At 72.3% G+C, this 25,547-nt stretch carries 24 protein-coding genes and 2 tRNA genes; 23 read left to right on the top strand and 3 right to left on the bottom strand.

The window, feature by feature from the left end:
* The first annotated feature begins 8 nt into the window (after window positions 1–8).
* The 13 genes from ABD299_RS06155 (at window position 9) to ABD299_RS06095 (ending at window position 10,411) form a co-directional block, all read left to right on the top strand.
* Window positions 9–1,115 carry a GlxA family transcriptional regulator gene (locus ABD299_RS06155; protein ID WP_344259478.1) on the top strand — a complete coding sequence of 369 codons (1,107 nt, stop codon included), beginning with the start codon at window positions 9–11 and terminating at the stop codon, window positions 1,113–1,115.
* Between the two features lie 33 nt (window positions 1,116–1,148).
* Window positions 1,149–1,745, top strand: coding sequence for an oligoribonuclease (gene orn / locus ABD299_RS06150; RefSeq protein ID WP_344259477.1), 597 nt, complete (start codon window positions 1,149–1,151; stop codon window positions 1,743–1,745).
* 117 nt (window positions 1,746–1,862) lie between these two features.
* Window positions 1,863–1,938 (top strand) — tRNA-His (locus tag ABD299_RS06145).
* Window positions 1,939–2,006: 68 nt separating this feature from the next.
* The gene (locus tag ABD299_RS06140; RefSeq protein WP_344259476.1) at window positions 2,007–2,720 is read left to right on the top strand and encodes a M50 family metallopeptidase; all 714 of its coding nucleotides are present in this window, start codon (window positions 2,007–2,009) and stop codon (window positions 2,718–2,720) included.
* Window positions 2,721–2,776: 56 nt separating this feature from the next.
* A complete protein-coding gene (gene aroA, locus ABD299_RS06135; RefSeq protein WP_344259475.1) occupies window positions 2,777–4,132 on the top strand; it encodes a 3-phosphoshikimate 1-carboxyvinyltransferase in 1,356 nt (451 codons plus the stop codon).
* Between the two features lie 17 nt (window positions 4,133–4,149).
* Window positions 4,150–5,151: a ribosome small subunit-dependent GTPase A gene (gene rsgA / locus ABD299_RS06130; RefSeq protein ID WP_344259810.1), complete on the top strand. Its 1,002-nt coding sequence runs from the start codon at window positions 4,150–4,152 to the stop codon at window positions 5,149–5,151.
* 197 nt (window positions 5,152–5,348) lie between these two features.
* Window positions 5,349–6,140, top strand: coding sequence for a histidinol-phosphatase (gene hisN, locus ABD299_RS06125; protein WP_344259474.1), 792 nt, complete (start codon window positions 5,349–5,351; stop codon window positions 6,138–6,140).
* Window positions 6,141–6,312: 172 nt separating this feature from the next.
* Entirely contained in the window at window positions 6,313–6,699 is a 387-nt protein-coding gene (locus ABD299_RS06120) for a CBS domain-containing protein (protein WP_344259473.1), read from the top strand.
* A 286-nt stretch (window positions 6,700–6,985) separates the two neighbouring features.
* On the top strand, window positions 6,986–7,405 hold the full coding sequence (locus ABD299_RS06115; protein ID WP_344259472.1) for a Fur family transcriptional regulator: 420 nt from the start codon (window positions 6,986–6,988) through the stop codon (window positions 7,403–7,405).
* A 44-nt stretch (window positions 7,406–7,449) separates the two neighbouring features.
* A tRNA-Met gene (locus ABD299_RS06110) sits at window positions 7,450–7,523 on the top strand.
* Window positions 7,524–7,694: 171 nt separating this feature from the next.
* Window positions 7,695–8,852, top strand: coding sequence for an acyl-CoA dehydrogenase family protein (locus ABD299_RS06105; protein ID WP_344259471.1), 1,158 nt, complete (start codon window positions 7,695–7,697; stop codon window positions 8,850–8,852).
* Between the two features lie 34 nt (window positions 8,853–8,886).
* Window positions 8,887–9,774 (top strand): acyl-CoA thioesterase II, encoded by an 888-nt coding sequence (gene tesB, locus ABD299_RS06100; RefSeq protein WP_344259470.1) that lies wholly within the window; start codon window positions 8,887–8,889, stop codon window positions 9,772–9,774.
* Between the two features lie 157 nt (window positions 9,775–9,931).
* Window positions 9,932–10,411 carry a hypothetical protein gene (locus ABD299_RS06095; RefSeq protein WP_344259469.1) on the top strand — a complete coding sequence of 160 codons (480 nt, stop codon included), beginning with the start codon at window positions 9,932–9,934 and terminating at the stop codon, window positions 10,409–10,411.
* A gap of 49 nt (window positions 10,412–10,460) precedes the next feature.
* On the opposite strand, the gene ABD299_RS06090 is transcribed toward ABD299_RS06095, so the two are convergent.
* Entirely contained in the window at window positions 10,461–11,249 is a 789-nt protein-coding gene (locus ABD299_RS06090) for a phosphatase (protein ID WP_344259468.1), read from the bottom strand.
* 127 nt (window positions 11,250–11,376) lie between these two features.
* Here ABD299_RS06090 and speB point away from each other — a divergent pair, with 127 nt between their 5' ends.
* From speB to ABD299_RS06040, 10 genes are all read left to right on the top strand, one after another.
* On the top strand, window positions 11,377–12,351 hold the full coding sequence (speB, locus tag ABD299_RS06085) for an agmatinase (protein WP_344259467.1): 975 nt from the start codon (window positions 11,377–11,379) through the stop codon (window positions 12,349–12,351).
* A gap of 258 nt (window positions 12,352–12,609) precedes the next feature.
* Complete coding sequence (locus ABD299_RS06080) at window positions 12,610–13,845, top strand: extracellular solute-binding protein (protein ID WP_344259466.1); 1,236 nt, start codon at window positions 12,610–12,612, stop codon at window positions 13,843–13,845.
* A 74-nt stretch (window positions 13,846–13,919) separates the two neighbouring features.
* Complete coding sequence (locus ABD299_RS06075) at window positions 13,920–14,993, top strand: P1 family peptidase (RefSeq protein ID WP_344259465.1); 1,074 nt, start codon at window positions 13,920–13,922, stop codon at window positions 14,991–14,993.
* A 109-nt stretch (window positions 14,994–15,102) separates the two neighbouring features.
* On the top strand, window positions 15,103–16,344 hold the full coding sequence (locus ABD299_RS06070; RefSeq protein WP_344259464.1) for an ATP-binding protein: 1,242 nt from the start codon (window positions 15,103–15,105) through the stop codon (window positions 16,342–16,344).
* A 229-nt stretch (window positions 16,345–16,573) separates the two neighbouring features.
* Complete coding sequence (locus ABD299_RS06065; RefSeq protein ID WP_344259463.1) at window positions 16,574–17,239, top strand: hypothetical protein; 666 nt, start codon at window positions 16,574–16,576, stop codon at window positions 17,237–17,239.
* A 43-nt stretch (window positions 17,240–17,282) separates the two neighbouring features.
* Entirely contained in the window at window positions 17,283–17,666 is a 384-nt protein-coding gene (locus tag ABD299_RS06060) for a hypothetical protein (RefSeq protein WP_344259462.1), read from the top strand.
* 59 nt (window positions 17,667–17,725) lie between these two features.
* Window positions 17,726–18,625, top strand: coding sequence for a hypothetical protein (locus ABD299_RS06055; protein WP_344259461.1), 900 nt, complete (start codon window positions 17,726–17,728; stop codon window positions 18,623–18,625).
* 90 nt (window positions 18,626–18,715) lie between these two features.
* Window positions 18,716–19,252, top strand: coding sequence for a hypothetical protein (locus tag ABD299_RS06050; protein WP_344259460.1), 537 nt, complete (start codon window positions 18,716–18,718; stop codon window positions 19,250–19,252).
* 82 nt (window positions 19,253–19,334) lie between these two features.
* Window positions 19,335–23,168, top strand: coding sequence for an ABC transporter ATP-binding protein (locus tag ABD299_RS06045; protein ID WP_344259459.1), 3,834 nt, complete (start codon window positions 19,335–19,337; stop codon window positions 23,166–23,168).
* 86 nt (window positions 23,169–23,254) lie between these two features.
* A complete protein-coding gene (locus ABD299_RS06040; RefSeq protein ID WP_344259458.1) occupies window positions 23,255–23,950 on the top strand; it encodes an acetoacetate decarboxylase family protein in 696 nt (231 codons plus the stop codon).
* 18 nt (window positions 23,951–23,968) lie between these two features.
* Here the strand turns inward: ABD299_RS06040 and ABD299_RS06035 are convergent, their stop codons facing one another.
* Both ABD299_RS06035 and ABD299_RS06030 read right to left on the bottom strand, forming a co-directional pair.
* Window positions 23,969–24,454 (bottom strand): NUDIX hydrolase, encoded by a 486-nt coding sequence (locus ABD299_RS06035; protein ID WP_344259457.1) that lies wholly within the window; start codon window positions 24,452–24,454, stop codon window positions 23,969–23,971.
* Between the two features lie 106 nt (window positions 24,455–24,560).
* Window positions 24,561–25,364 (bottom strand): sugar phosphate isomerase/epimerase family protein, encoded by an 804-nt coding sequence (locus ABD299_RS06030; protein ID WP_344259456.1) that lies wholly within the window; start codon window positions 25,362–25,364, stop codon window positions 24,561–24,563.
* Between the last annotated feature and the right edge of the window lie 183 nt (window positions 25,365–25,547).

The raw sequence follows: 25,547 nt of genomic DNA, 5'->3' as shown, positions 1-25,547 counted from the left end.
TGAGGAGCATGAGCCAGGACCCAGCGCACGGCCCCGAGTCAGCCGTCAAGCTCGCCGCACGGCGCCGCCGTGAGATTGTCGCGGTGCTGCTCTTCAGCGGCAGCCCGATGTTCGAGAGCTCCATCCCGCTGTCCGTCTTCGGAGTGGACCGGCAGGACGCCGGGGTCCCCCGCTACCGGCTGCTGGCCTGCGCCGGGGAGGAAGGACCGCTGCGCACCACCGGCGGTCTCGAACTGCGGGCGCCCTACGGGCTGGGCGCGCTGAGCCGGGCCGGCACGGTGATCGTGCCCGCCTGGCGGTCCATCACCGGTCCGCCGCCGGCGCCCGCTCTGGCCGCGCTGCGCCGCGCACACAGCGAGGGCGCCCGCATCGTCGGGCTGTGCACCGGAGCTTTCGCGCTGGGAGCCGCCGGTCTGCTGGACGGCCGGCCCGCGACGACTCACTGGATGTACGCCCCGACACTTGCCAAGCGGTACCCGTCGGTCCATGTCGACCCCCGTGAACTCTTCGTGGACGACGGGGACATCCTGACCTCGGCCGGCACCGCCGCCGGGATCGATCTGTGCCTGCACATCGTCCGTACGGACCACGGAGCGGAGGCGGCCGGCGCGCTGGCCCGCCGCCTGGTGCTGCCACCTCGCCGTGGCAACGGCGCCGAGTCGGGCCACCCCCGGCACATGGACCGGTCTTTACCCGAGGACATCGGAGCCGATCCGCTGGCGGAGGTGGTGGCCTGGGCGCTGGAGCACCTGCACGAGCAGTTCGACGTCGAGGCGCTGGCCGCACGCGCCTACATGAGCCGTCGTACCTTCGACCGGCGCTTCCGGGCGCTGACCGGCAGTGCCCCGCTGCAGTGGCTGATCACCCAGCGGGTGCTCCAGGCGCAGCGGCTGCTGGAGGTCTCCGACTACTCGGTGGACGAGGTCGCCGGACGCTGCGGGTTCCGTTCCCCCGTCGCGCTGCGCGGTCACTTCCGTCGCCAGCTCGGTGCCTCGCCGGCCGCCTACCGGGCCGCCTACCGGGCGCGCCAGCAGGAGGGCAACGGGAGGGGCAGGCCCGCCGGCGACGTCCCCTCGGCCCGCCTGCCCGGCCAGCGGGGGCGCCCCCAGCAGTGAGCCGCGTACGCTCCGTCACGTAAGCTTGTTCGCATGAACGACCGCATGGTGTGGATCGACTGCGAGATGACCGGGCTGTCGCTCGCCGATGACGCGCTCATCGAAGTGGCCGCGCTGGTCACCGACTCGGAACTGAACGTGCTCGGTGACGGCGTGGACGTGGTGATCCGCCCACCGGACGAGGCGCTGGCGTCCATGCCGGAGGTGGTGCGGGAGATGCACACGGCCTCCGGCCTGCTGGACGAGCTGCCCTCCGGCACCACGCTCGAGGACGCCCAGCAGCAGGTCCTGGCGTATGTGCGCAAGCACGTCCCCGATCCGCGCCGGGCCCCGCTGTGCGGCAACTCGGTGGGCACCGACCGGGGATTTCTGGCCAGGGACATGCCGGAGCTGGTGGCCCATTTGCACTACCGCATCATCGATGTGTCCTCGGTCAAGGAGCTGGCCCGGCGCTGGTACCCGCGGGCCTACTACGCCAGCCCGGAGAAGGGCGGCAGCCATCGCGCCCTCGCCGACATCCGCGAGTCCATCGCCGAACTGCGGTACTACCGCGAAACGGTGTTCGTACCGGCGCCCGGGCCCGACTCGGCCACCGCGCGCTCGGTCGCGAGCCGCCACGCGACGTCCTGAGGAAAACGGGGCACCGACCACCCCCGCGGACCCTGTACACTCGTTACCGGTCAGTGCGGGAGCGCGGGATCCGCAAGCGGTACAGCGGTTTCCGGCGGTTCCTGAGCACAGGTCATGGTGGGTGTAGCTCAGCTGGTAGAGCACCTGGTTGTGGTCCAGGTGGCCGCGGGTTCAAGTCCCGTCACTCACCCCATAGGATCGGCCCCGGTCCCGCGTCGAGCGGGCCGGGGCCGATCGTTTGCGCCGGAACACTGGGGACTCATGGACATCGCCGACCTGGACGAGCTGTGGGAGCGGGTCACCGGTACCCAGCCCCACCCCGGGCTGTGGCTGGTGCTCGCCACGGCGGCCGTCGCGCTCGCCCTGGTCACCACGCACCGGCCGTGGCGGCTGAGCCGCAACGCGATCACCATCGCCCACGAGGGCGGGCACGGGCTGGTCGCGCTGCTCACCGGGCGCCGCCTGCAGGGCATACGGCTGCACTCCGACACCTCCGGGCTGACCGTCTCGCGCGGCAGACCCACCGGCTTCGGCATGATCCTCACCGCGGCCGCCGGCTACACCGCCCCCTCGCTGCTCGGACTGGGCGGCGCGGCCCTGCTGTCCGCCGGGCGCATCACCGCCCTGCTGTGGGGGGCCACCGCGCTGCTGCTGGCCATGCTGCTGATGATCCGCAACCTGTACGGGATGCTGACCGTACTCCTGACCGGCGTGCTGTTCCTGCTGGTTTCCTGGCTGACCGACCCCGAGGTGCAGGCGGCCTTCGCCTACTTCTGCGTGTGGTTCCTCCTGCTGGGGGGCGTGCGGCCGGTCTTCGAGCTTCAGCGCAAGCGCCGCACCGGGGCGGCCCGCGACTCCGACGCCGACCAGCTGGCCCGGCTGACCCGTCTGCCGCCCCTCGCCTGGCTGCTGTTCTTCCACCTGGTGGCCTTCGCCTCGCTGATCGCCGGCGGGAGCCTGCTGCTGGACCTGTGACCGGGAGAGCACCGGACCGCGGGGGACGCTCCGGGTGACGCACTAGAGTGAGAGGCATGGCCGACCTCAACGACAGCCTCGCTCTTTGGCCCGCACCCGTCGCACCCGGTGCGGTGGACGCGACCGTCACGGTGCCCGGATCGAAGTCGGTCACCAACCGGGCCCTGATCCTGGCGGCGCTGGCCGCCGACCCGGGCTGGCTGCGCCGTCCGCTGCGTTCCCGGGACACCCTGCTGATGGCGGACGCCCTGCGGACGCTCGGCATCGGCATCGAGGAGACGGTGTCCTCCAGCTCCTCCGTGTCCGGCCTCCCCCAGGGCCGCGGCGAGGCGTGGCGGGTCATCCCGGCTGCTCTCCAGGCACCGGCCGCCATCGACGTGGGCAACGCCGGAACCGTCATGCGCTTCCTGCCACCGCTGGCCGCCCTGGCCGATGGGCCGGTCGTCTTCGACGGCGACCCCCGCTCCCACGAACGCCCGCTGCACGGTGTGATCGACGCGCTGCGCGCGCTGGGGGCGCGGATCGACGACGGCGGGCGCGGGGCCCTGCCGATGACGGTGCACGGCGCGGGAACCCTGGAGGGCGGGCCGGTGGAGGTGGACGCCTCGTCCTCCTCGCAGTTCATCAGCGCGCTGCTGCTGTCCGGTGCGCGCTTCAACCAGGGCGTCGAGGTGCGTCACACCGGCGGGCCGCTGCCCTCCATGCCGCACATCCGGATGACGGTGGAGATGCTGCGCCGGGTCGGCGCACAGGTGGACACCCCGGAGTCGGGGGGCGAGCCGGACGTCTGGCGGGTGACGCACGGCGCGCTGCTCGGCCAGGACCTGGTCATCGAGCCGGACCTGTCCAACGCCCAGCCGTTCCTGGCCGCCGCGCTCGTCACCGGCGGCACCGTCACCATCCCCGACTGGCCGCACCGCACCACGCAGCCGGGTGACGCGCTGCGGGAGATCTTCACCGAGATGGGCGGCAGCTGCACGCTGCACGACCACGGTCTGACCTTCACGGGGAGCGGCCGCGTCCGCGGCATCGACGCCGACCTCAGCGAGGTGGGGGAGCTCACCCCGGGCATCGCGGCGGTCGCCGCGCTGGCCGAGGAGGAATCGGTGCTGCGCGGCGTGGCCCACCTGAGGCTGCACGAGACGGACCGGCTGGCCGCGCTCACCAAGGAGATCAACGGCCTGGGCGGCGACGTCACCGAGACCGAGGACGGGCTGCGGATCCGGCCCCGCCCGCTGCGCGGCGGCGTCTTCCACACCTATGACGACCACCGGCTGGCCACCGCGGGGGCCGTGCTGGGCCTGGTCACCGAGGGAGTCCAGGTGGAGAACATCGCGACCACCGGCAAGACGATGCCGGAGTTCCCCGAGCTGTGGAGCGGCATGCTCGGCTCACCGGTGGCGAGGGACTGAAGGCCCCGGGACCCGCGATGCGCCGGTACGGCAAGCACAGCGACGAGGACGATGTCCGCATCCGGCCGGAGCGCCGGGGCAGCAGACCGCGCACGCACCGGCGCCCCAAGCACGAGGACGCCTCCGAGGGCATGGTCCTGACGGTCGACCGCGGCCGCATCACCTGCCTGGTGGAGGGCCGCACGGTCACCGCGATGAAGGCCCGGGAGCTGGGACGCAAGGGCGTGGTGGTCGGTGACCGGGTCGCGGTGGTCGGAGACCTCTCCGGGGCGAAGGACACGCTGGCCCGGATCGTCCGGGTGGAGCCGCGCCGGTCGGTGCTGCGCCGGACGGCCGACGACGACGACCCCCACGAGCGGATCGTGGTGGCCAACGCCGACCAGCTGGCCATCGTGACGGCGCTGGCCGACCCCGAGCCGCGCCCCCGGCTGATCGACCGGTGCCTGGTGGGGGCGTTCGACGCCGGGCTCGAGCCGTTGCTGATCCTGACCAAGTCGGACCTGGCGTCCGCCGGTCCGCTGCTGGAGACCTACGCCCCGCTGGGCATCCGGTATCTGGTGACCAGCGCCGACCAGCTCGCCGAGGGAGCCGCCCGACAGGTGCGCGAGCTGCTGCGGGACCGGATCACCGCCCTCGTCGGGCACAGCGGCGTGGGCAAGACGACCCTGGTCAACGCACTGGTGGAGCGGCAGCGCGCCACCGGGGTGGTGAACGCGGTCACCGGCCGGGGACGGCACACCACGACGTCCGCGCTCGCGCTGCCCCTGCCGGGCGACGGGGGCTGGGTGATCGACACCCCCGGGGTGCGTTCCTTCGGCCTGAACCACATCGACCCCTCCCGGGTGATCAACGCCTTCCCCGATCTGGAACCCGGCACGGCGGGCTGCCCCCGCGCATGCGGCCACGACGAACCGGATTGCGCGCTGGACGCGTGGGTGGCCGACGGGCACGCCGACCCGGCCCGGCTCTACTCGCTGCGCAGGCTTCTGTCGACCAGGGAGCGCCGCGAGGGCGACTGACGCCCGGTGCGGGACTCGGCCCGCGGTTGCCGCGCGGCGGGGCACCAGGTCTCCTGCCTCCGCGACCGGGCGTCTGTCCGGTGCCGCCCGGGGCGAGCGCGGGCAGCCGCGAGGGCCGGCATTTCGCGCGAATGGCCGACCCCCCGGTTGGACACGCTCCGGTGGCTGGCCTTCCGGGGCCCGGATACTGTTCCCGCATGCCCGATTACCACGATGATCTGCGCCTCGCCCATGTGCTGGCCGACTCCGCCGATGCCACCACGATGGAGCGGTTCAAGGCCCTGGACCTGAAGGTCGAGACCAAACCGGACATGACGCCGGTCAGCGAGGCGGACAAGGCCGCCGAGGAGCTGATCCGGTCCGTGCTGCGGCGGGCCCGGCCGCGCGACGCCGTCCTGGGGGAGGAGTACGGCAGCGAGGGCCAGGGGCCGCGCCGCTGGGTGGTCGATCCCATCGACGGCACCAAGAACTATGTCCGCGGGGTGCCGGTGTGGGCGACCCTGATCGCCCTCATGGAGCGCCGGGACGGCGAGGACCGCCCGGTGGTGGGTCTGGTCTCGGCCCCCGCGCTGAACCGGCGCTGGTGGGCGGCGCTGGGTGGTGGCGCCTACACCGGCCGGAGCCTGTCGCAGGCCACGCGGCTGCACGTGTCGCAGGTCGGCCGGGTCGCCGACGCCTCCTTCTGCTACTCCTCGCTGACCGGCTGGGAGGAGCGCGGCCGGCTGGGAGCCTTCCTGGAGCTGTCCCGGGAATGCTGGCGCACCCGGGCCTACGGCGACTTCTGGTCCTACATGATGGTGGCGGAAGGCGCGGCCGACATGTGTGCCGAGCCGGAGCTGTCGCTGTGGGACATGGCGGCGCCGGCGCTCGTGGTCCAGGAGGCGGGCGGCCGCTTCACCGGACTCGACGGCCGTGACGGTCCGCACAGCGGGAACGCCGCGGCCTCCAACGGTCTGCTGCACGAGGAACTGCTGGGCTACCTGGGCTGAACCCCGGCGGGCGGGGGCCGTTCGCCGGGGCCTTCCGCGGCGGTGCGTCGCGGAACAGGACCTTCCGCGCCTCTTGTAGGGGTCATGCCAGCGTGTGAGGATGAAAATCCCCCCGCTTGTGACCTTGTGAATCCCTTCTCGAGGGGTTCACGCCAGGAGGTGGCTCCACCCCATGCTCGTACGAGACGCCATGAGCACCGTCGTGCTCACCATCGGTCCCGATCACACCCTCCGACAGGCCGCCCGGCTGATGTCCGCCCGCCGGGTCGGCGCCGCGGTCGTCCTCGACCCCGAGACCTGCGGGCTCGGCATCCTGACCGAACGCGACATCCTGCGGTCCGTGGCCGCCGAACTCGACCCGGCGACCGAACGTGTCGCCGCCCACACCACCACGGACGTGGTCTTCGCCGCCCCGCAGTGGACCCTGGTGGATGCGGCGTCGGCGATGATCCAGGGCAGCTTCCGCCACCTGATCGTGCTCGACGGGGACGAACCCGTGGGCATCGTCTCGGTGCGGGACATCATCAACTGCTGGACCCCCGTGCTCAGCCGGAGCTGAGACACGCGGCGCCCGGTGCGGGCCGCANTGAGACGCGGGCCGCCCGCTGCGGGGTGTTACGGCAAGTGGCGGTCGGCCGCGCAGGGCCTGGACCGCGGCCTTCAGCCGCTTGCCGTAGTCCTCGTCCGCCTCGCGGAAGTTGCCGAACGCCCGCTCGGCGACCTGCCGCGGGTGGCGCCCCGGCCATTGTGAACTCGATCCTAGCTTGGACCAAGTCCAGGTCAAGAGAGAGATTTGAACCGTAACCAGTCTTGCCTGCGGAGTGCCCGCTGCTACGCTTGTGCGCATGAGTGACCTGCTGCAGAGACTCCGTGACCGCGGCTGGCGGCTCACCGCGCAGCGGAGGGTCATCGCCGAGGTGCTGGACGGCGAGCACGTCCACTACACGGCCGACGAGGTGCACGCCCGGGCGGCGGGCCGGCTGCCGGAGATCTCCCGGGCGTCGGTCTACAACACGCTGGGCGAACTGGTCTCCCTCGGCGAGGTGACCGAGGTCACCACGGACGGCCGGGCCAAGCGGTACGACCCCAACGCTCACCGGCCGCACCAGCATCTGGTCTGCTCGGGTTGCGGCATCATCCGGGACGTGCGGCCGGCCGGGGATCCGCTGGACGCGCTGCCCGAGGGCGAACGGTTCGGTTTCGCCGTCTCGGAGGCCCAGGTGACGTACTACGGCCGCTGTCCCGCGTGCGCCGCCCGGCCGTGATTTGCGCAGGTCGTGCGCGGCGGTCTACAGTGGAGACACAACGACGCGGGGTGGAGCAGCTCGGTAGCTCGCTGGGCTCATAACCCAGAGGTCGCAGGTTCAAATCCTGTCCCCGCTACTGAAGACGAGGGCCCGGATCCTTTCAGGATCCGGTCCCTCGTGCTGTGCTGTGCCTCCTGCCTCCCCGGACTCTTGTGCGGCGACCGACCGGCGGGTATGTTGAAATGAGCAAGCGCTTAGACAGCGGGCCGGTGGCGGGCCGCGGGCCGTTCAGGGAGGCGGAGGCACAGTGCGGCGTACGGTGTTCAACGAGGACCACGAGGCATTCCGGCAGACCATCCGGGAGTTCATCGCCGACGAGGTCGTGCCCGTCTACCACGAGTGGGAGGCCCAGGGGTACGTCCCCCGGGAGTTCTACAAGAAGCTGGGGAACTTGGGCGTCTTCGGCATCGAGGTGCCCGAGGAGTACGGCGGCGCCGGTGAGGCCAGCTTCAAGTTCCAGGCCGTCATCACCGAGGAGCTGGCCCGGGCCGGCGCCAGCTTCGGCGGATCCTCGGTGCACACCGCCCTGTGCCTGCCCTACCTGAAGGCGTACGCCACCGACGAGCAGAAGCAGCGCTGGCTGCCCTCGTTCGTCTCCGGCGACATGATGTTCGCCATCGCCATGACCGAGCCCGGCACCGGTTCGGACCTGGCCGGGATGAAGACCACCGCCAGGCTCTCGGAGGACGGCACCCACTACGTCCTCAACGGCGCCAAGACCTTCATCACCGGTGGCGTGCAGGCCGACCGGGTGCTGGTGTGCGCGCGCACCGCGCCCCCCACCCCGGAGGACCGCCGCGGCGGCATCAGCATGTTCGCGGTGGACACCAGCAGCGAAGGCTACGCGGTCGGCCGCAAGCTGGAGAAGATCGGCCTGCTCGCTTCCGACACCGGCGAGCTGTCCTTCACCGATGTCAAGGTCCCGGTGAACGACCTGCTCGGGGAGGAGGGCAAGGCGTTCGGCTACCTCACCCACAATCTCCCGCAGGAGCGGCTGGGCATCGCGATGTACGCCTACGCCCAGTCCGCCGCCTCCATCCGGTTCGCCAAGGAGTACACCCAGCAGCGCACCGTGTTCGGCAAGGAGGTGGCCTCCTTCCAGAACACCAAGTTCGTCCTCGCCGACTGCCAGGCCGAGGTCGACGCCATGCAGGCCGTCATCGACCGGGCGCTGGACGCGCTGGACGCCGGGGAGCTGACGCCCGCCGACGCCGCCTCGACCAAGCTGTTCTGCACCGAGCGGGCCGCCACCGTGGTGGACAAGTGCCTGCAGCTCCACGGCGGCTACGGCTACATGCGGGAGTACCCCATCGCCCGGATGTACACCGACACCCGGGTGACCCGGATCTACGGCGGGACCAGCGAGGTCATGCGCTCCATCATCGCCAAGTCGATGGGGCTGTGACACGGGGCTTCCCGGCTCCGGTGAGAATGGCACCATGGACGCTACTCTTCAGTACCTGCTCGACCTGCTCGACCTCGAGCGGATCGAGCAGGACATCTTCCGGGGTGACAGTCACCCCTCGGTGATCCCCCGGGTCTTCGGCGGCCAGGTGGCCGCCCAGGCGCTGGTAGCGGCCTGCCGGACGGTTCCCGCCGACCGGCTGCCGCACTCCCTGCACTCGTACTTCCTGCGGCCCGGCGACCCGGGCGTCCCGATCGTCTACACCGTGGACCGCATCCGGGACGGCCGGTCCTTCACCACCCGGCGCGTGGTGGCGGTCCAGAACGGCCAGCCGATCTTCCACCTCTCGGCCTCCTTCCAGGTCCACGAGGACGGCCTGGAACACCAGGAGCCGATGCCCGAGGCCCCCGACCCGGAGACGCTGCCGACCGCCGAGGAGATGCTGCCCCGCTTCCGGGACCGCTTCGTCCACGAGTCGGTGGTCGAGCTGCTCCTGGCGGCCCGGCGCGCGGTGGACATCCGCTACGCCAACGACCCTCCCTACGCCACCCCCGGCCAGCCGCGGGACCCGCGCTCCAAGGTGTGGTTCCGCACCAACGGCAAGCTGGCCGGGGAGCGGGACGACCCGATGCTCCACATCTGCCTGGCCACCTATGTGTCGGACATGACGCTGCTGGACTCCGTCCTGCTGGCGCACGGCCGCGGCGGCTGGACGGTCGGCGACGTGGTGGGAGCCAGCCTGGACCATGCCATGTGGTTCCACCGCCCCTTCCGCGCGGACGAGTGGCTGCTGTACGACACGGAGTCCCCGACCAGCCAGAACGGCCGGGGACTGGCCCGGGGCCGGATCTTCACCCAGGACGGGAAGCTGGCGGTCTCCGTGATCCAGGAAGGCGTGGTCCGCGTCCCCCGCTCCCTGTGAGCCCGGTTCCGGCTGCCGCGCGGGGCGGTTGCGCCGGGTGGGGGCGCGCTGCTCCGTCCGAGTGTTTCTTCCGGCCTGCCATGGCGTGTCACTGTTGGTGCGGGGTTGACTGCGGAGAGCCAGTTCCGGGCCTTCGGGCACCCTCATCAGGAGTGACATGGTCAAGATCCACCGGTTCGCAGCCATCGCCGTCGCGAGCGCGGCTCTGACGTTCGGCTCTCTCGCCGGGGGGACGGCGCAGGCGGCAGGGCATGTGTCCGCCACCGCCCACGGCACGCCGGCAATGCCCGCCGCGGTGATGGCCGACACCATCATCCGGCCCAGTGCGCAGCTCTGCCGCAACCAGGCGTGGACGTCCGGCAACGGCCGGGCGATCCTGCGGATGCAGCAGGACGGGAACTTCGTGCTCTACAAGGACGGCAGGCCGGTCTGGCAGGCGCCCAACGCCTGGAGCCGGGGCAACTGCGCGGTCTTCCAGACGGACGGCAACTTCGTGGTGTACGACGGCGCCGGATCCCCGGTCTGGGCATCGGGCACGTGGCGCCGGGGGGCCTACCTGGCGATTCAGGACGACGGGAACGTCGTCATCTACAACAGTTCGGGTGCGCCGGTCTGGGCGACGAATACGGGCGACTGACCCGGCACACCGGCCCGGCCCGCTCGACCGGGCCGGGCCGGTGTCTCTCTCAGGTCAGGCCGGCGGAGTCCAGGAGATAGGCGGTCATCGGCTCGTAGTAGCGGGGATTGGCCACGTGGTCGTCCAGCGGGACGCAGACCGCGAGAGTGCCCTCCGCCTCGGCCAGGAACAGCGCCGGGTCGTTGGAGTCGGCGAAACCGATCGTCTCGATGCCGTGCTGGGCGGCGTACCCCGCCCACCCGTGGTCGGCGACGACCAGCCCGGGCAGTTCCTCCCCCTCCTCGGGCAGCGCCCGCAGGATCTCGGCCATCGGCGCGGGGGAGTGAGTGTGCCACAAGGACGCACCCCGCTCGTGCATGGCCACCCCCGCCAACTGGGCCACCACACCCTCGTCGGCGGTGAGTCCGAACGGCACTGCCACGAGCTCGCACCCGGCCGCGCGGAGCCCCGCGGCCACCCGCGCGTGCATGTCCAGGAGCCCGCCCGGATGGCCCGTCGCCACCAGGACCCGGCGCCGTTCCGCCGCCGCCCCGCGCAGCACTGCGGCCGCGCGGTCGAGGGCGGCCACCGTCAGCTCCGGGTCGATGGTGTCCTGCCCCCTCCGGAACCGGGGGTCGCCGTCCACGCCGCAGCGCTCGGACATCACCGACAGTACGTCCTGCTCGTCGCTCCAGCGGTCGCCGAGCTCCAGGCCGAACCAGAAGTACCGGTTGCCGTTGGCCAGTTCACGGTAGTGCGCGAGGTTGTTCTCCCTCGGTGTCGCCACATCGCCGGCGATCCGCGTCCGCACCAGGTGCTCGATCAGTTCCGGGCGGGAAGGAGCGGGGCGGGTCGGCATGCCGCCAGTATCGCCCGGCCCGCGATCAACGGGTACGGAATTCGCCTACCTGTGATCTTCCCGCCCCGTATCGCTCACCCCGCTGCCACGGCCCGTGCACCTTTCTTCCCCGGCTACCCTCGCACGCATGAGCACCAGTGATGTCCCCCGCGGCCCCGTCGACTCGTCCCGCTTTCCCCGCTACGCGGGCCCGGCGACCTTCGCCCGGCTGCCCAGGCTCGACGAGGTCGGCGGCACCGCCGACGTGGCCGTCGTGGGTGTGCCCTTCGACAGCGGGGTCTCCTACCGCCCCGGCGCCCGGTTCGGCGGCAACGCCATCCGGGAGGCGTCCCGGCTGCTGCGCCCCTACAACCCCGCCCAGGACGCTTCCCCCTTCGCGCTCGCGCAGGTGGCCGACGCCGGGGACATCGCCGCCAACCCGTTCAGCATCGAAGAGGCGGTGGAGACCGTCGAGGCCGCGGCCGGGGATCTTCTCGACACCGGGGCCCGGCTGATGACGCTCGGCGGCGACCACACCATCGCGCTGCCCCTGCTGCGCGCGGTGGCCCGTCGCCACGGGCCGGTGGCGCTGCTGCACTTCGATGCCCACCTGGACACCTGGGACACTTACTTCGGGGCGGAGTACACGCACGGCACTCCGTTCCGCCGGGCCGTGGAGGAGGGCATCCTCGACACCTCGGCGCTGTCCCACGTCGGTATCCGGGGCCCGCTGTACGGCCGCAAGGATCTTGACGACGACGAGAAGATGGGCTTCGGCATCGTCACCTCCGCGGATGTGATGCGGCGCGGTGTGGACGAGGTCGCCCAGCAACTGCGTGAGCGGATCGGTGACCGCCCGCTGTACGTCTCGATCGACATCGACGTCCTGGACCCGGCGCACGCCCCGGGGACAGGCACGCCGGAGGCGGGCGGGCTGACCTCCCGCGAGCTCCTGGAGATCCTGCGGGGGCTGGCCGGCTGCCGGCTGGTGTCGGCGGATCTGGTGGAGGTCGCCCCCGCATATGACCATGCGGAGATCACATCTGTGGCCGCCTCGCACACGGCTTATGAGCTGGTCACGCTGATGGCCAGGGAGACCGCCGCCGGCCGGGCGGTCAAGTAGGCGATTCGAGTTCCGGGTTGGAGCGGGGAACAGGCGGGCCCGCTCCGGCTGGGGCCGGCCACAGGCACCCGGCGAGTCCGTGGCGTTGCCCAGTCGTAACCTGATTAACGCTTCAACCTCCCTAAGCAAGCGGTCACTCATGGTGATAGGTTCCGAAATGTCGAGGGCTCGGCGCGTGCCCTCGGTGAACGGAGCCGATACGGAAAGGGGGCGCGAGTGATGAGCTTTCGTGCCCATGGACATGCCTGGAAAGCCGCAGTGGCCGGAGCCACCGTGCTTTCGCTGGCCCTCACGGGTTGTGGCGGATCGGGGGGTGACTCGACGACGACGGTCTCCGTCCTGGCGGCCGATTACGGAGAGCGCACGGCGATTCCCATATCGGAGTACTGGGACGACCTCACCGAGAGATTCTCCGAGGAGCATGAGGACATCACCGTCGAGGTGGAACTGGTTCCCTGGGAGGAACTGGACGCCACTCTGGCCCAGCGTGTCGAGGCCGGCGAGCCCCCGGACATCTCCCAGGCCGGCTCCTACGTGCAGTACGTGGCCGACGACAAGCTGTACCGGGCCAACGAAATGATCTCCATCCCCGTGATTTCCGATTTCCTGGCTTCGCTGGCACACGCCGGTGAGGTCCAGTACGAGCAGTACGCCATCCCCTTCATCGGCAGCACACCCCGGCTCTTCTACAACGAGGTGCTGTTCGAGCAGGCCGGTATCGACGGACCTCCGAAGTCCTGGGACGAACTGCTCAGCGCCGCGAGAGCGCTGGACGCCATCGGGGTCGAGACCCCCTACGCCCTGCAGTTCGGCGCGGACAGCATCCACGAGGAGGCCATGGCGTGGATGCTGGCGGCCGGCGGCGGATACACCGACACCATGGGTGCCTACACCATCGACCAGGAGGCCAACGTCGAGGCGCTGACCTGGCTCCAGGAGAACCTGGTGGGCGAAGGGCTGGTGGGCCCGCAGCCGGCTCTGGACCGCGGAGCCGCCTACCGCGGCTTCTTCACCGGTGAGGTCGGCATGATGCTGGGCCACCCCGCGGTCCTGGGCGCCATCGCGGCGGCCGGTGTCCCGGCGAAGAACGCCGACTTCCCCGCCAAGGACGGCGGTGCGGCCACTCCGACCGGTCACAACGACTGGCTCATCGGCTTCCGTGATTCCGGCCGCGCCAAGGAGATGGGCGCCTTCCTGAACTTCCTCTTCCGCCAGGAGAACGTGGCGGTGGGGACCGGGGACTACGGCTCCGTCCCCGCGACGTTCTCCGGCGCCGAGGCGCTGCTGTCGAACGAGAAGTACCGCGCGCTGTGGCCCTTCGTGGCGCAGATGCCCAGGGCGCAGCTCCAGCCGATGAGCCGCCAGAGCTGGCAGCAGGTCCGTGCCGAGATCAGGGAAGAGCTCGGTGCGGCGATCACCGCGGACGGCGATCCCGAAGCCGTCCTGCGTACCCTCCAGATGAGGGCGGACGAGGCGTCCAGAGACAAGCGGTAGCCGGAGGGCCCCCTGGTGACACCCGGGCGCCCGGGTGTCACCAGGGGGCGCGGGGCGGACGGGAGGGGCGGCGCATGGAGCCGCGGGGCAGGGCGAGAGAGCACGGGTACGCGGTCGGGGCCTTCCCGCCCGGCCGGCACAACGCCCTCACGGACGTACCAGGAGTCCGGGTCGGCCACACCACCGTCCGGCGCGTTCCCGATGTGCACAGCGGGGTCACCGCGATCGTTCCCGAGGGCGTCTCTCCCCGGGCGCCGCTCCCGGCGGGCGTGTTCGCGGGGAACGGCTACGGCAAGCTGATCGGCACCACACAGGTCGCCGAACTCGGGGTGATCGAGACCCCGGTTCTCCTCACCTCGACGCTGTCCGCCTTCCGGGCCGCCGACGCCCTGGTGACCTGGATGCTGGACACCGACGGGGGGAGCGAGGCACGCAGCCTCAACCCCGTGGTCGGCGAGTGCAACGACGGCTGGCTGTCGGACATCCGCAGCCGTCCGGTCCGCGCCGGGCACGTGCTGGCCGCGCTCGACGGCGCGCGGGGCGGCCCGGTGGCGGAGGGCTGCGTGGGCGGCGGCACGGGCCTGGGTGCCCTCGGCTTCAAGTCGGGCATCGGCACCTCCTCCCGGGTGGTCACCCCGGGCGGGGACGCCGCGGCTGATGCCGTCACCGTGGGTGTCCTGGCCCAGACCAACTTCGGCGGCACCCTGCGGCTTCTGGGTAGCACGGTCACCCCCGAATCCGTGGGAGTGCCGCCGCAGCCGGTCGCTGCGCCCGGACCACCGGGGCCGTCGGCGGACCGGGAGGCGGGCTCCTGCATGCTCGTCGTCGCGACCGACGCCCCGCTGGACGCCCGGCAGCTCACCCGCCTCGCCCGCCGTGCGGTGTTCGGCCTCGCGAGGACCGGAGCGTCCTACGGTCACGGCAGCGGCGACTACGGACTGGCGTTCTCCGTCACCCGCCCGCAGGAACGGCGCCCCCTGCCGGACGAGGAACTGAACCCGCTCTTCGAGGCGCTGCTCGACACGGTCGAGGAGTCCGTGCTGAACTCCCTCTTCGCCGCCACCACGACCACCGGCATCCACGGCCGCACCCTGCACGCCCTTTCCCCGACCCGTCTCCCGGCCCCTGTCCCGCGCGATCGTGCGTAATCCTGCAACCGGGTCGTGCGTAATCCTGCAAGTGAAGCGTGCGTAATCCTGCAACCGGACCGCCCGAAAACCCGGCATCAGGCCTGCTCGGAGCCGCTATGGTGGCCTCATGGCAACGGCGTACACAACCCGTATCGTCGATCCTCTGATCACGGAGCTCGTGGCCGAGATGCCGGCTGTCTCTCTGGTCGGGCCGAGGGCTTCGGGAAAGACCACCACCGCCTCCCGCCACGCGGCCACCGTGGTCCGTCTGGACAGGCCGGACGAGGCAGAAGCCTTCCGCTCCGCACCGGATGCCGTGCTGCGTGGGCTCGAGGAGCCTGTTCTCCTTGATGAGTGGCAAGAGGCACCGGAGGTGCTGGGGGCGGTGAAGCGCAGTGTGGACACCGACCCCCGGCCGGGAAGGTACCTCCTCACCGGGTCGGTCCGTGCCGAACTGGAGACCAGCACCTGGCCGGGAACCGGCCGGGTGATCCACGTGCCGATGACCGGACTGACCCAGCGTGAGAGGGAGGGCAGAGCCCCGGATGTCCCGTTCATCGACCGGGTGGTGCGGGCCGGGGCCGGGCTGCTGCGTGTTCCCGATGAGGCCCCCGACCTGCGGGGCTATCTCGACCTGGCGTTGACGGGGTCGTTTCCCGAACCTGCCCTGCGGCTCTCCGGCAGGGGCAGACAGCGGTGGCTGGCCGGCTATGTCGCGCAGCTGATCACTCGGGACGCTCCGGCCGCGGACGGTGTCCGGGACCCGGAACGCCTTCGCCGCTTCTTCGAGGCTCTGGCACTGAGCACAGCAGGTACCGTCAGCGAGACCACCTTGCACCGGGCCGCTGGGGTGGCGCCCCAGACCGCCCGGTCCTACGAGCAGCTGCTCCGTAACCTGTATGTCGCCGAGGCGGTGCCCGCGTGGTTCAGCAACCGGCTCAAGCGTCTGGGCAAGACGCCCAAGCGGTATCTGGTCGATCCAGCACTCGTCGGAGCGGCAACGGGCCTGGACACCGACAGCATCCTCCGTGACGCGGATCTCATGGGCCGCCTGATCGACACCTTCGTCGTGGCTCAGCTCCGTGCCGAGTTGCCCGTCAGTGACTACCGGCCGAGGCTGTGCCACCTCAGACAGGACGGCGGGAGGCGGGAGATCGACCTGCTCATCGAGCTGGCGGGCCACCGGGTCATCGCCTTGGAGATAAAGGCGGGTGCCGCACCGAAGCCGAACAGTGCCCAACACCTCGCCTGGCTCAGGGACGAGCTGGAGGACCGCTTCGTGCACGGCCTGGTGCTGCACACCGGACCGCGCATGTACGAGCTGGGAGAACGCATCACGGCGGTGCCGGTCTGCGCGCTGTGGGGCTGAGTCCGCAGCCGGCCGGCCGGTGCCCGGCCGGCGGGCGGCGCGCACGCGGCCGGGACGGCGGAACCGTTCCCGCCCGCGGGGCGTCTTCCGCGGCTGAGGAGATACGGTCGGGGCGTCGCCGGCCGTCGGCCGGCGGGCGCGCCGGAGCACCGGCCGCCCGGGCAGAGGACGTTGGGGAGGTCGCGGGGTGTTGGGCAGTCGCGGGGGCCGGGAGGAGTCTCCGGCTCCGATGGTGGAGTGGTCCCGGGTCGGGGAGTTCACCGTCGGCGAGGAGGAGAGGCCCGGCACGTCGGACAGGAACGCCGCCCGGGGGCCGCGAGCGGTCCGCACACCGGTGGGGGAGGGGCGGGGGCGGGTCTTCGTGCCTTGTGCGTATCTCGCCCCGCACGGGCTGCCGCTTCCGGAGGGCGTGGCCGGTCCACGTCTTTTCCTCGACCCCGAGGGGGAGCGGCTGCTGACCTTCCTGGAGCCGCCCGAGGACGTGGACGGCGAGCGGCACTTCAGGGTGCGGGACGCCGACGGCGGGCCGGTGGGGACGATCCGCCGGGTGCCGCCGTCGATGCGTCTGCTGCACCACACCTGGCGGATCGACCAGCCGGGCCGTCCGGTGGTCGAGGGCCGCAACGAGTGGGCGGCCACCGCCAAGGGACCGGACGCGGCCCGCAAGCTCGCCAGGCGGGCACTGGCCAGGGGCGTCGGTGTGGCCATGTCCGGGGACGAGGGCGCCTACGGCTTCCCGCCGCGGAAGCTGGAGTGGGTGGCCGACGGACAGCGGGTGATGGTCTCCCAGGGGCAGCAGTCTGCGGCCATCGAGGCCGACTGGCTCGACCGGCGCCTGGCTTTCACGGCGGTGCTGCTGGAGCACCGGTTCACGCCGCGGAAGAAGCGCGTCTAGAGTTGGCGGGCGGATACAGTGACGGGATGTCAAGGGGGATGACATGCGGCAGGTGGACCCGGACCAGTTGGAGCATCTGGCGAAGCTGCTGGACGGCGAGGACGGTACGGACGGCGCACTGTCCGAGGCGTTCACCCGGGCATCCACGCTCGGCGTGACCAGCCTGCTCTCCGGTCTGCGCCCGATACAGACCTGGGTGACGGACACCGCCCCGGATCTGCGGACCCGGGCCGGTTACGCGCGGCTGGACGAGGGCGACCCCACGGCCGGACTGCTCATCGCCGGGTTCACCCCCGACGAACTGGCCGACTTCGACGGCGAGGTGCCCGCCGACGCGCTGCTGCTGGCCAACTCCATGGCGGCGGACGAGAACACCGACAGCAGTGTGTTCGAGCGGCAGCACCGGGAGAGATCGACGACTACCTGATCCGGATCGGCGCCCACGCCGCCTCCCACCTGCCCGGCCTCGAGCCGCACGAGGAGACGATGGCCCGGATCACCAAGCTCGGCCTGGACTGGGTGAGTTTCACGGTCGCCGCCGGTGTCGTCACCACCCAGAGCGTCGCGCTGGTCAACGTCTACGCGATCAACCCGGTCATGCGGCACTACTTCAACAGCCCACGCCGTTTTCTCGGAGCTCCCGGTGCCTGGCTGCCCGGCCAGCTCGGCAGCTTCTTCAAGAACAACCGGGCCATCCAGCGGATGCTGTCCGTGCCCGGGACCAGCGGTTTCCGCGGGCGGGCCTTCGGCAGCCTGTGGGACTCCGCGCGCCGGCTGCTGCCGAACTCCCGGCTTTTCGCGGGGGCCACGCCCAACACCTGGATCAACAGGTTCGTCGGCAACGACCGGTTCGCCCACCGGCTGGGCTACAACCCCCGGGTGGGCACGGAGTCGGTGCGCGGCGTCCGCGCCGGGCAGACCCGGCTGGACTGGGTGGCCCGCAATGTGTACTCCAAGGCGCAGGGGATGGGTGCCGGCCGCTGGTCGGCGGCGCGCACGGCGGTCTCGGGCGCGGCAAAGGCCGGCGGTTTCCTGCGCTTCGCCGGTATCGGCGGAGGCGTGGCGGCGACGGGCTTCAGCGTCGCCAACGTCGTGGCCCAGGGCAACCCGGTGGACGCCTTCAAGGACGATCCGCTCGGGTACGCCGCCGACATCGCCGAGGTCGGGTTCAATGCCTCGCTGACGGCCGCGATGGTCGCGCCCAACCCGGTCACGATCGGCCTGGCGGTCGGCACCGGCATCGTCTACGGCGGACTCAAGATCGCGGAGAACTGGGACAGCGTGAAGGAAACCACGGGCAAGGCCGTGGACGGGATCAAGAATGTCGCGGGCGGCGTCGCCGACGGCGCGAAGAAACTCGCCGGCAAACTCAATCCGTTCGGTTGACGCGGTCCCGGTGACAGTGAGGGGCGAGTGATGCGGGGGGGCGTCCGTATGAGGGGCGGCGGATCCGGACGGGGCAGGGTGCTGCTGTGGGTGGCCGTTTTCGTGCTGCTGCCGCTGGCCCTGGTGGCGGGGTTCATCGTCGGGGTCCGCAAGATGGCCCAGGAGCAGACCTTCGCCCTCCCCGACCGGACCGGGCAGCTCACCCGGACGGACGAGGCGGCGGGGCCGTCCGACGCGCTGGAGGAGATCTTCGCCGGCGTACTGGACAGACGGCTGGACACCCGGGAAGCAGCGGTCTACGAGCGCGACGGTACCCCCGCGGTCTGGATCACCGGCGGAGAGGGGCAGCAGTCATCTCCGGTGCGTAACCTGCGGGAGACCTTCGGCCGCCTGCCCGCCCCCGATGGCGGCTCCTTCCCGCGCCGGTACGACGCTGAGGGCGGCCTCGTGGTGATGTGCGGCACTCTGGAGGCGGACCGGGAGCCGTATCCGGTCTGCGGGTGGTCCGACCTCGGGACGATGGGGTTCGTCGTGGATCTCGCGCACGCCGGGCAGGGGAGCATGCCCCCGGAGTACTGGCCTGTGCTGGTGGAGCGCACCAAGGCGGTGCGCGCCGACGGGCGCTGAGTTCCCCGCCGGGCGGAATGAAACGCGGCGTCCGCGACGTTGAGCCTCCGGCAGAGTGACCGGCGTATCGGGAGGCCAGCACGTGACGGGGAGTGAAGCGGGAAGCGCGCAGCGCGAGCCCGGATGGGTGCGGCGCCTGACCGGCTACTGCTTGCGATACCGGCGCAATCTGCTGCTCTCGCTGGGGGCCTCGCTCGCCGGCATGGGCGTGATGGCGCTGATGCCGCTCATCGTCAAGATCATCATCGATGACGTGGTGGTCGGCGGCGACACGAGCGGCCTCGTCCTGTGGATCTCCCTGCTGATCGGCGCCGCGGCCGTCGTCTACGTGCTGACGGTGGTGCGCCGCTTCTACGGCGGACGCCTCGGCCTGGACGTGCAGCACGACCTGCGCACCGACATGTACCGGTCACTCACCCGCCTCGACGGCCGCCGGCAGGACCAGCTCAGCACCGGCCAGATCGTCGGCCGGGCCACCAGCGACCTCCAGCTGATCCAGGGCCTGCTGTTCATGATGCCGATGACCATCGGCAACTTCATGCTGTTCGCGGTCTCGCTCGTGGTGATGCTCAGCCTCTCGCCGCTGCTCACCGTGGTCGCGCTCGCCGTCGCCCCGGCCCTGTGGTACATCGCCAGGCTCAGCCGCACCCGGCTGTTCCCCGCCACCTGGTACGCCCAGGGGCAGGCCGGTGCCGTCGCCGGGGTGGTGGACGGCGCGGTCAGCGGCGTCCGGGTCGTCAAGGGCTTCGGGCAGGAGGAACAGGAGACCGGCAAGCTGCGCGAGGTCGGCCGGCGGCTGTTCGCGGCCCGCATGCGCACCGTCCGCCTCAACGCGCTCTACACCCCCGCCCTGCAGGCGGTGCCGTCCCTCGGCCAGGTCGCGATGCTGGCGCTGGGCGGCTGGATGGCGACCCGGGGCGAGATCACCCTGGGCACCTTCGTGGCGTTCTCCACCTATCTCGCGCAGCTCGTGGGCCCGGTGCGGATGCTCACCGTGATCCTCACCATGGGCCAGCAGGCCCGGGCCGGCGTGGAGCGCGTCCTGGAGCTGATCGACACCCGGCCGGAGATCACCGACGCGCCCGGGGCCCGCGAGCTGCCCGCCGACGCCCCCGCCACCGTTGAGCTCGACCGGGTCACCTTCGGCTACGGGGCCCGGCGCCGGCACGCCCTGCGCGAGGTGTCGCTGCGCATCGAGCCGGGCGAGACCCTGGCGGTGGTCGGCACCTCCGGCAGCGGCAAGTCCACGCTCTCCTGGCTGCTGCCCCGCTTCTACGACCCGGACGAGGGCGCGGTGCGGATCGGCGGCCTGGACGTGCGCGACCTCACCCGGGAATCGCTGCGCCGCGCCGTCGGGCTGGTCCCGGAGAACAGCTTCCTGTTCTCCGACACCGTGCGCGCCAACATCGCCTACGGACGGCCGGACGCCACCGACGAGGAGATCCGCGCCGCCGCCCGGGCCGCCCAGGCCGACGGCTTCATCTCCGGCCTGCCGGACGGCTACGACACCGTCATCGGAGAGCAGGGGCTCACCCTGTCGGGCGGCCAGCGGCAGCGGATGGCGCTGGCCAGGGCGATTCTCGCCGACCCGCGGCTGCTCATCCTGGACGACGCGACCTCCGCCGTGGACGCCCGGGTCGAGCACGAGATCCACGACGCGCTGCGCTCGGTGATGGCCGGGCGGACCACGCTGCTCATCGCGCACCGCCGCTCCACCCTGCAGCTCGCCGACCGCGTCGCCGTGCTCGACGACGGCCGGCTGGTGGACATCGGGACCGAGGAGGAACTCACCGGGCGGTGCGAGCTGTACCGCAGGCTGCTGGCCGACCCCGACGAACTGGGCAACGTCGCGCACGACCCGGCCGGGCGGGCCCGCGCCGCCGCGAAGCGGCCCGGTGACGGGGACTGTGGCGACGCGCGCGAGGCCTCCGAGCGGGGAATCACCCCCGAGCTGTGGAAGTACGACGCGGACGCCGCCGCCGACGACGGCGCCGGCACAGCACGGGACGCCACGGCCGGCCCGGCCCGGCCGCTGCCCGCCGCGGGCCCCGGCTTCGGCGCCGCGATGGCCGGAGCGGCCGCCACGCCCGAGCTGATCAGCCAGGTCGAGGCGCTGCCCCCGGCCGACGACGTCCCGGACATCGACGAGCGGCAGGCCACCCGGGCCGAGACCGGCGGCTACGGGCTGCGCAAGCTGCTCGCCGGGCTCGGCCTGCCGCTGCTGGGCGCGCTGCTGCTGGTCGTCGCCGACGCCGCTGCCTCGCTGGCGCTGCCGGTCCTCATCCGCTACGGCATCGACGAGGGCGTCGAACGCGCCGCGCTCGGCGCGGTCTGGGCCGCCTCCGCCCTCGCCCTGCTCGTGGTGATCGTCCAGTGGGTCACCCAGTTCGGGGCGATCCGTGCCGTGGGCCGCACCGGTGAGCGCGCCCTCTACACGCTGCGGGTGAAGATCTTCGCGCAGCTCCAGCGGCTCGGCCTGGACTACTACGAGCGGGAGCTGACCGGCCGGGTCATGACCCGCATGACCACCGACGTCGACGCCCTGACCACCTTCCTGCAGACCGGTCTGGTGCAGGCGCTGGTGTCGGTGATGACGTTCTTCGGCATCCTGGGCGTGCTCGTCGTCATCGACGCCCACCTGGCCATGGTGGTGCTCGCCACCCTGCTTCCGCTGATCGTCGGCACCGTCTTCTTCCGCCGCAGGAGCGTCAAGGCCTACGAGCTGGCCCGGGAGCGTGTCAGCGGCGTCAACGCCGACCTGCAGGAGACCGTCGCCGGTCTGCGGATGGTGCAGGCGTTCGGCCGAGAGGGCGACAGCTTCGCCCGCTTCGCCGGCCGCTCGGACGGCTACCGGCAGGCCCGGGTGCGTGGCCAGTGGCTGATCTCGGTGTACTTCCCCTTCGTCCAGCTGCTGGCCACCCTGGCCACCGCCGGGGTGCTGGTGCTCGGCGCGGGCCGGGTGGGCGAGGGAACCCTGACGGCCGGCGCGCTGGTGGCGTACCTGCTGTACATCGAGCTGTTCTTCGCCCCCGTGCAGCAGCTCTCGCAGGTCTTCGACGGATACCAGCAGGCCACGGTGGCGCTGCGCCGCATCCAGGAGCTGATGAACGAGACCACCACCACGCCGGAGCACGGCCGGCCGCGGCCGGTGCGGAGGCTGCGCGGCGAGCTGGAGTTCGAGGACGTGCACTTCCGCTACGCCACGGCCGACGGCACGTCCGAGGAGGCGCTGGCGGGGGTGAGCCTGCGCATCCCGGCCGGGCAGACGGTGGCGTTCGTCGGTGAGACGGGAGCGGGCAAGTCGACGCTGGTGAAGCTGGTCGCCAGGTTCTACGACCCGACCTCGGGCTCGGTCCGCGTGGACGGCACCGATGTGCGGGAGCTGGACCTGGCCGGGTACCGCCGGAGGCTGGGCGTGGTGCCGCAGGAGTCCTACCTCTTCGAGGGCACGATCCGCGAGGCCATCGCCTACGGCCGCCCGGAGGCCACCGACGCCGAGGTGGAGGCGGCGGCCCGCGCGGTCGGGGCGCACGCCATGATCGCCACCCTGCCCGGCGGCTATCTGCACCCCGTGGCCGAGCGCGGCCGCAACCTGTCGGCGGGCCAGCGCCAGCTCATCGCCCTCGCCCGCGCCGAACTTGTCGCTCCCGACATCCTGCTGCTGGACGAGGCCACCGCGGCCCTGGACCTGGCCACCGAGGCCCTGGTCAACGAGGCCACCGACCGGCTGGCGGGCAGGCGGACCACGCTGGTCGTGGCGCACCGCCTGACCACCGCGGCCCGCGCCGACCGGGTGGTCGTCCTGGACAACGGCCGGGTGGCCGAGGACGGCACCCACGCCGGACTGCTGGCTGCCCAGGGACGCTACGCCCGGCTCTGGCGCACCTACGTCGGCGAGCCCTCAACCGTCGGCTGAGACGGGCGCGTTGCGTGTCCGGCCGGGGCGCGCGTGCCGCGGCGTGATGGGATGGGCCGGTACGTCCCCACGACGCGGAGGTCACCATGCCGGGCCCGCAGCACACCGAACCGATCCCCGGGGTCCTGCCGTTCACCCCGGGGAACGGCCCCGAGTGGCCGGACGCCCCGCCGCCCGGTCCGCCCTGGCACTGCCGGGTGGACGCCCTGGTGTGGTGGTACCCGGCCCCCCGCGCCGCGCGCCGGGCGCTGCCCGACAACCTCGCGCACCGCCGGCTGCTGCCGGTCGCGGTGGGCATGTGGCTGCGCTACCTGGACAGCCCGGTGGGCCGTTACGACGAGGTCGCCGCCTCGCCCGCGCTGCTGGCCGACCCGCTGCCGCACGGCCACGTTCCCTTCATCGCCGTCGACTCCGCGACCAGCGTGCGGGCCGGCCGCGAGCACTGGGCGCTGCCCAAGACCCGGGCGCGCTTCGAGGGCGACCCGGGCGGCTCGGAGCCCCTGCGGGCGGCCGGGGACGGCTGGCGGGTGGAGGCCCGGCCCCGCCCCCGCGGCCCTCGGGTGCCGCTTCGCCTGGCCTGGGCCACGGTGCAGGAGCACGCGGACGGCACGCTGTCCCGCACCGGGCTGCGCCTGGCGGGGCGGGGCCGGGCCGCCGGGCTGCCGGTGTCCGTGACCGGGCCGCATGCCCTCACCGACTGGTTCCGGGGCGGCCGGCACCGGGCCGTGCAGTTCACCGACGCCCACCTCACCGTCCTGCCCCCGCGCCCGGTCCGCGACTGATCCCGGGCGCACCGGCGCTCAGGGGCGTACGAGCCCGGCCAGGTGGACGTCGACCGTCTGCAGCTCGCCGCCGGGCGGCGCGGTGACCATGTCGTACCAGTGCAGGGCGCCGATCTCCGCGTTGGGCTCGAACGTCCGCAGCCGCCCGGTGAGCCGCGCGTGGTACAGGGCCCCGTACCGTACCCGCCGGTCGGGCAGCCGGGTGTACGGGAACCCGGCGAAGACGAGCTGCTCCGCGGCGATGATCTGCCCGGTCTCCTCCCGTACCTCGCGGACGGCGGCCTGCCGCGGGGACTCGCCGGGCTCGATGCCGCCGCCGGGCAGCTCCCAGCATCCCCGGCTGCGTACCCGCACGAGCAGCAGCCGCTCCCGGCGCCAGAGCGCGGCCAGCGCGTACGCCGGCGGCTCCGTGCCGGGCCGGTCCTCCTCCGGCCGCCGCTCGAAGGCCAGCAGTTCCATGCCCAGCGGTCCGGTGGCCAGCGGCCGCGCAGGTGGCTCCGTCATGCCGCGAGCCTACGTCCCCCCGCTTCCCCCGGCACGGTCTTTCTCCCGCCCGCCGCCCGGTGTTCTTCCCGCCCGCCGCCCGGTGTTCTTCCCGCCCGCCGCCCGGTCAGGCGGAGGCGGCCAGCAGCCGGCGGAGATGATCCGCCGCTCCCGGGAGCAGCGGGTCGATGCCGGGCACCGAGGGGTACCAGCGCTTCTCGTACTCCCAGCACAGCCAGCAGTCGGCCTCCTGGCCGGCGCGGCTGAGCTGTTCGATCACCTCGGTCAGCGGCAGGGTCCCGTCCCCCAGCGGCAGCGGGGTGAGGTCGTCGGCCGAGGCGGCGTCCTTCACCTGCACGTATCCCAGGTACGGGCCGAGCGCGTCGTAGGTGGCCTCCGGTTCCTCGCCGCCGCGCCAGGTGTGCAGGGTGTCCCACAGGGCGCCGACGCTGTCGTGCCCGACCGCCTCCAGCACCCGGGCCACGGCGGCACCGGTGAGGTGCGAGTCGTGCGTCTCCAGCAGCAGCCGTACCCCGGCGTCCTCGGCACTGGGCGCCAGCGCGGTGAGCCGGCGCACCGCTGCCGCGTCGGCCTCCTCGGGCGCCGCGTCGCCCCCGCCGGGGAACACCCGCACGAAGGGGGCGCCCAGGTCGCGGGCCAGGTGCAGCAGCTCCCGGGTCTTGTCCAGGACCGGGCCGTCCTCGCCGGGGGCGGCCACCCGTGGGTATCCGGCCAGGGCCAGCGGGCGGATGCCGGTGGCCTCGAACTCCTCGGCCACGGTGGCGCGCTGCGCCGGGCTCAGCCCGGTATGTACCGGTTCCTCCGGGTGGGTGCGCAGCTCCACCCCGTGGAACCCGTGGTCCGCGGCCAGCCGCAGTACCTGGGGAAGAGGCATGCCGGGAACGCCGAGGGTGGAGAAGGCAAGTCGCATGTCAGCAGCGCAACAGACGCGGGGCCGCCCGGCAACCGGGGAGCGCCCGGAGTGGTGGCCGGTGTCCGGCGGATGGCCGGACCGTGCCGTGCGATGGCCGGTTTCCGCGGTTCCGCGGTGGTTTGGGTGGTGGGTCCGGGTGTTACCCGGTGAGGCCGGAGCGCGGTTCGACCGTGCGGGTGA

It is taken from the genome of Streptomyces sodiiphilus (assembly GCF_039529215.1).
Taxonomy (GTDB): Bacteria; Actinomycetota; Actinomycetes; order Streptomycetales; family Streptomycetaceae; genus Streptomyces; species Streptomyces sodiiphilus.
The sequence above is the reverse complement of the archived record's forward strand: the minus strand, read 5'-3'. Positions and strand labels throughout refer to the sequence as shown.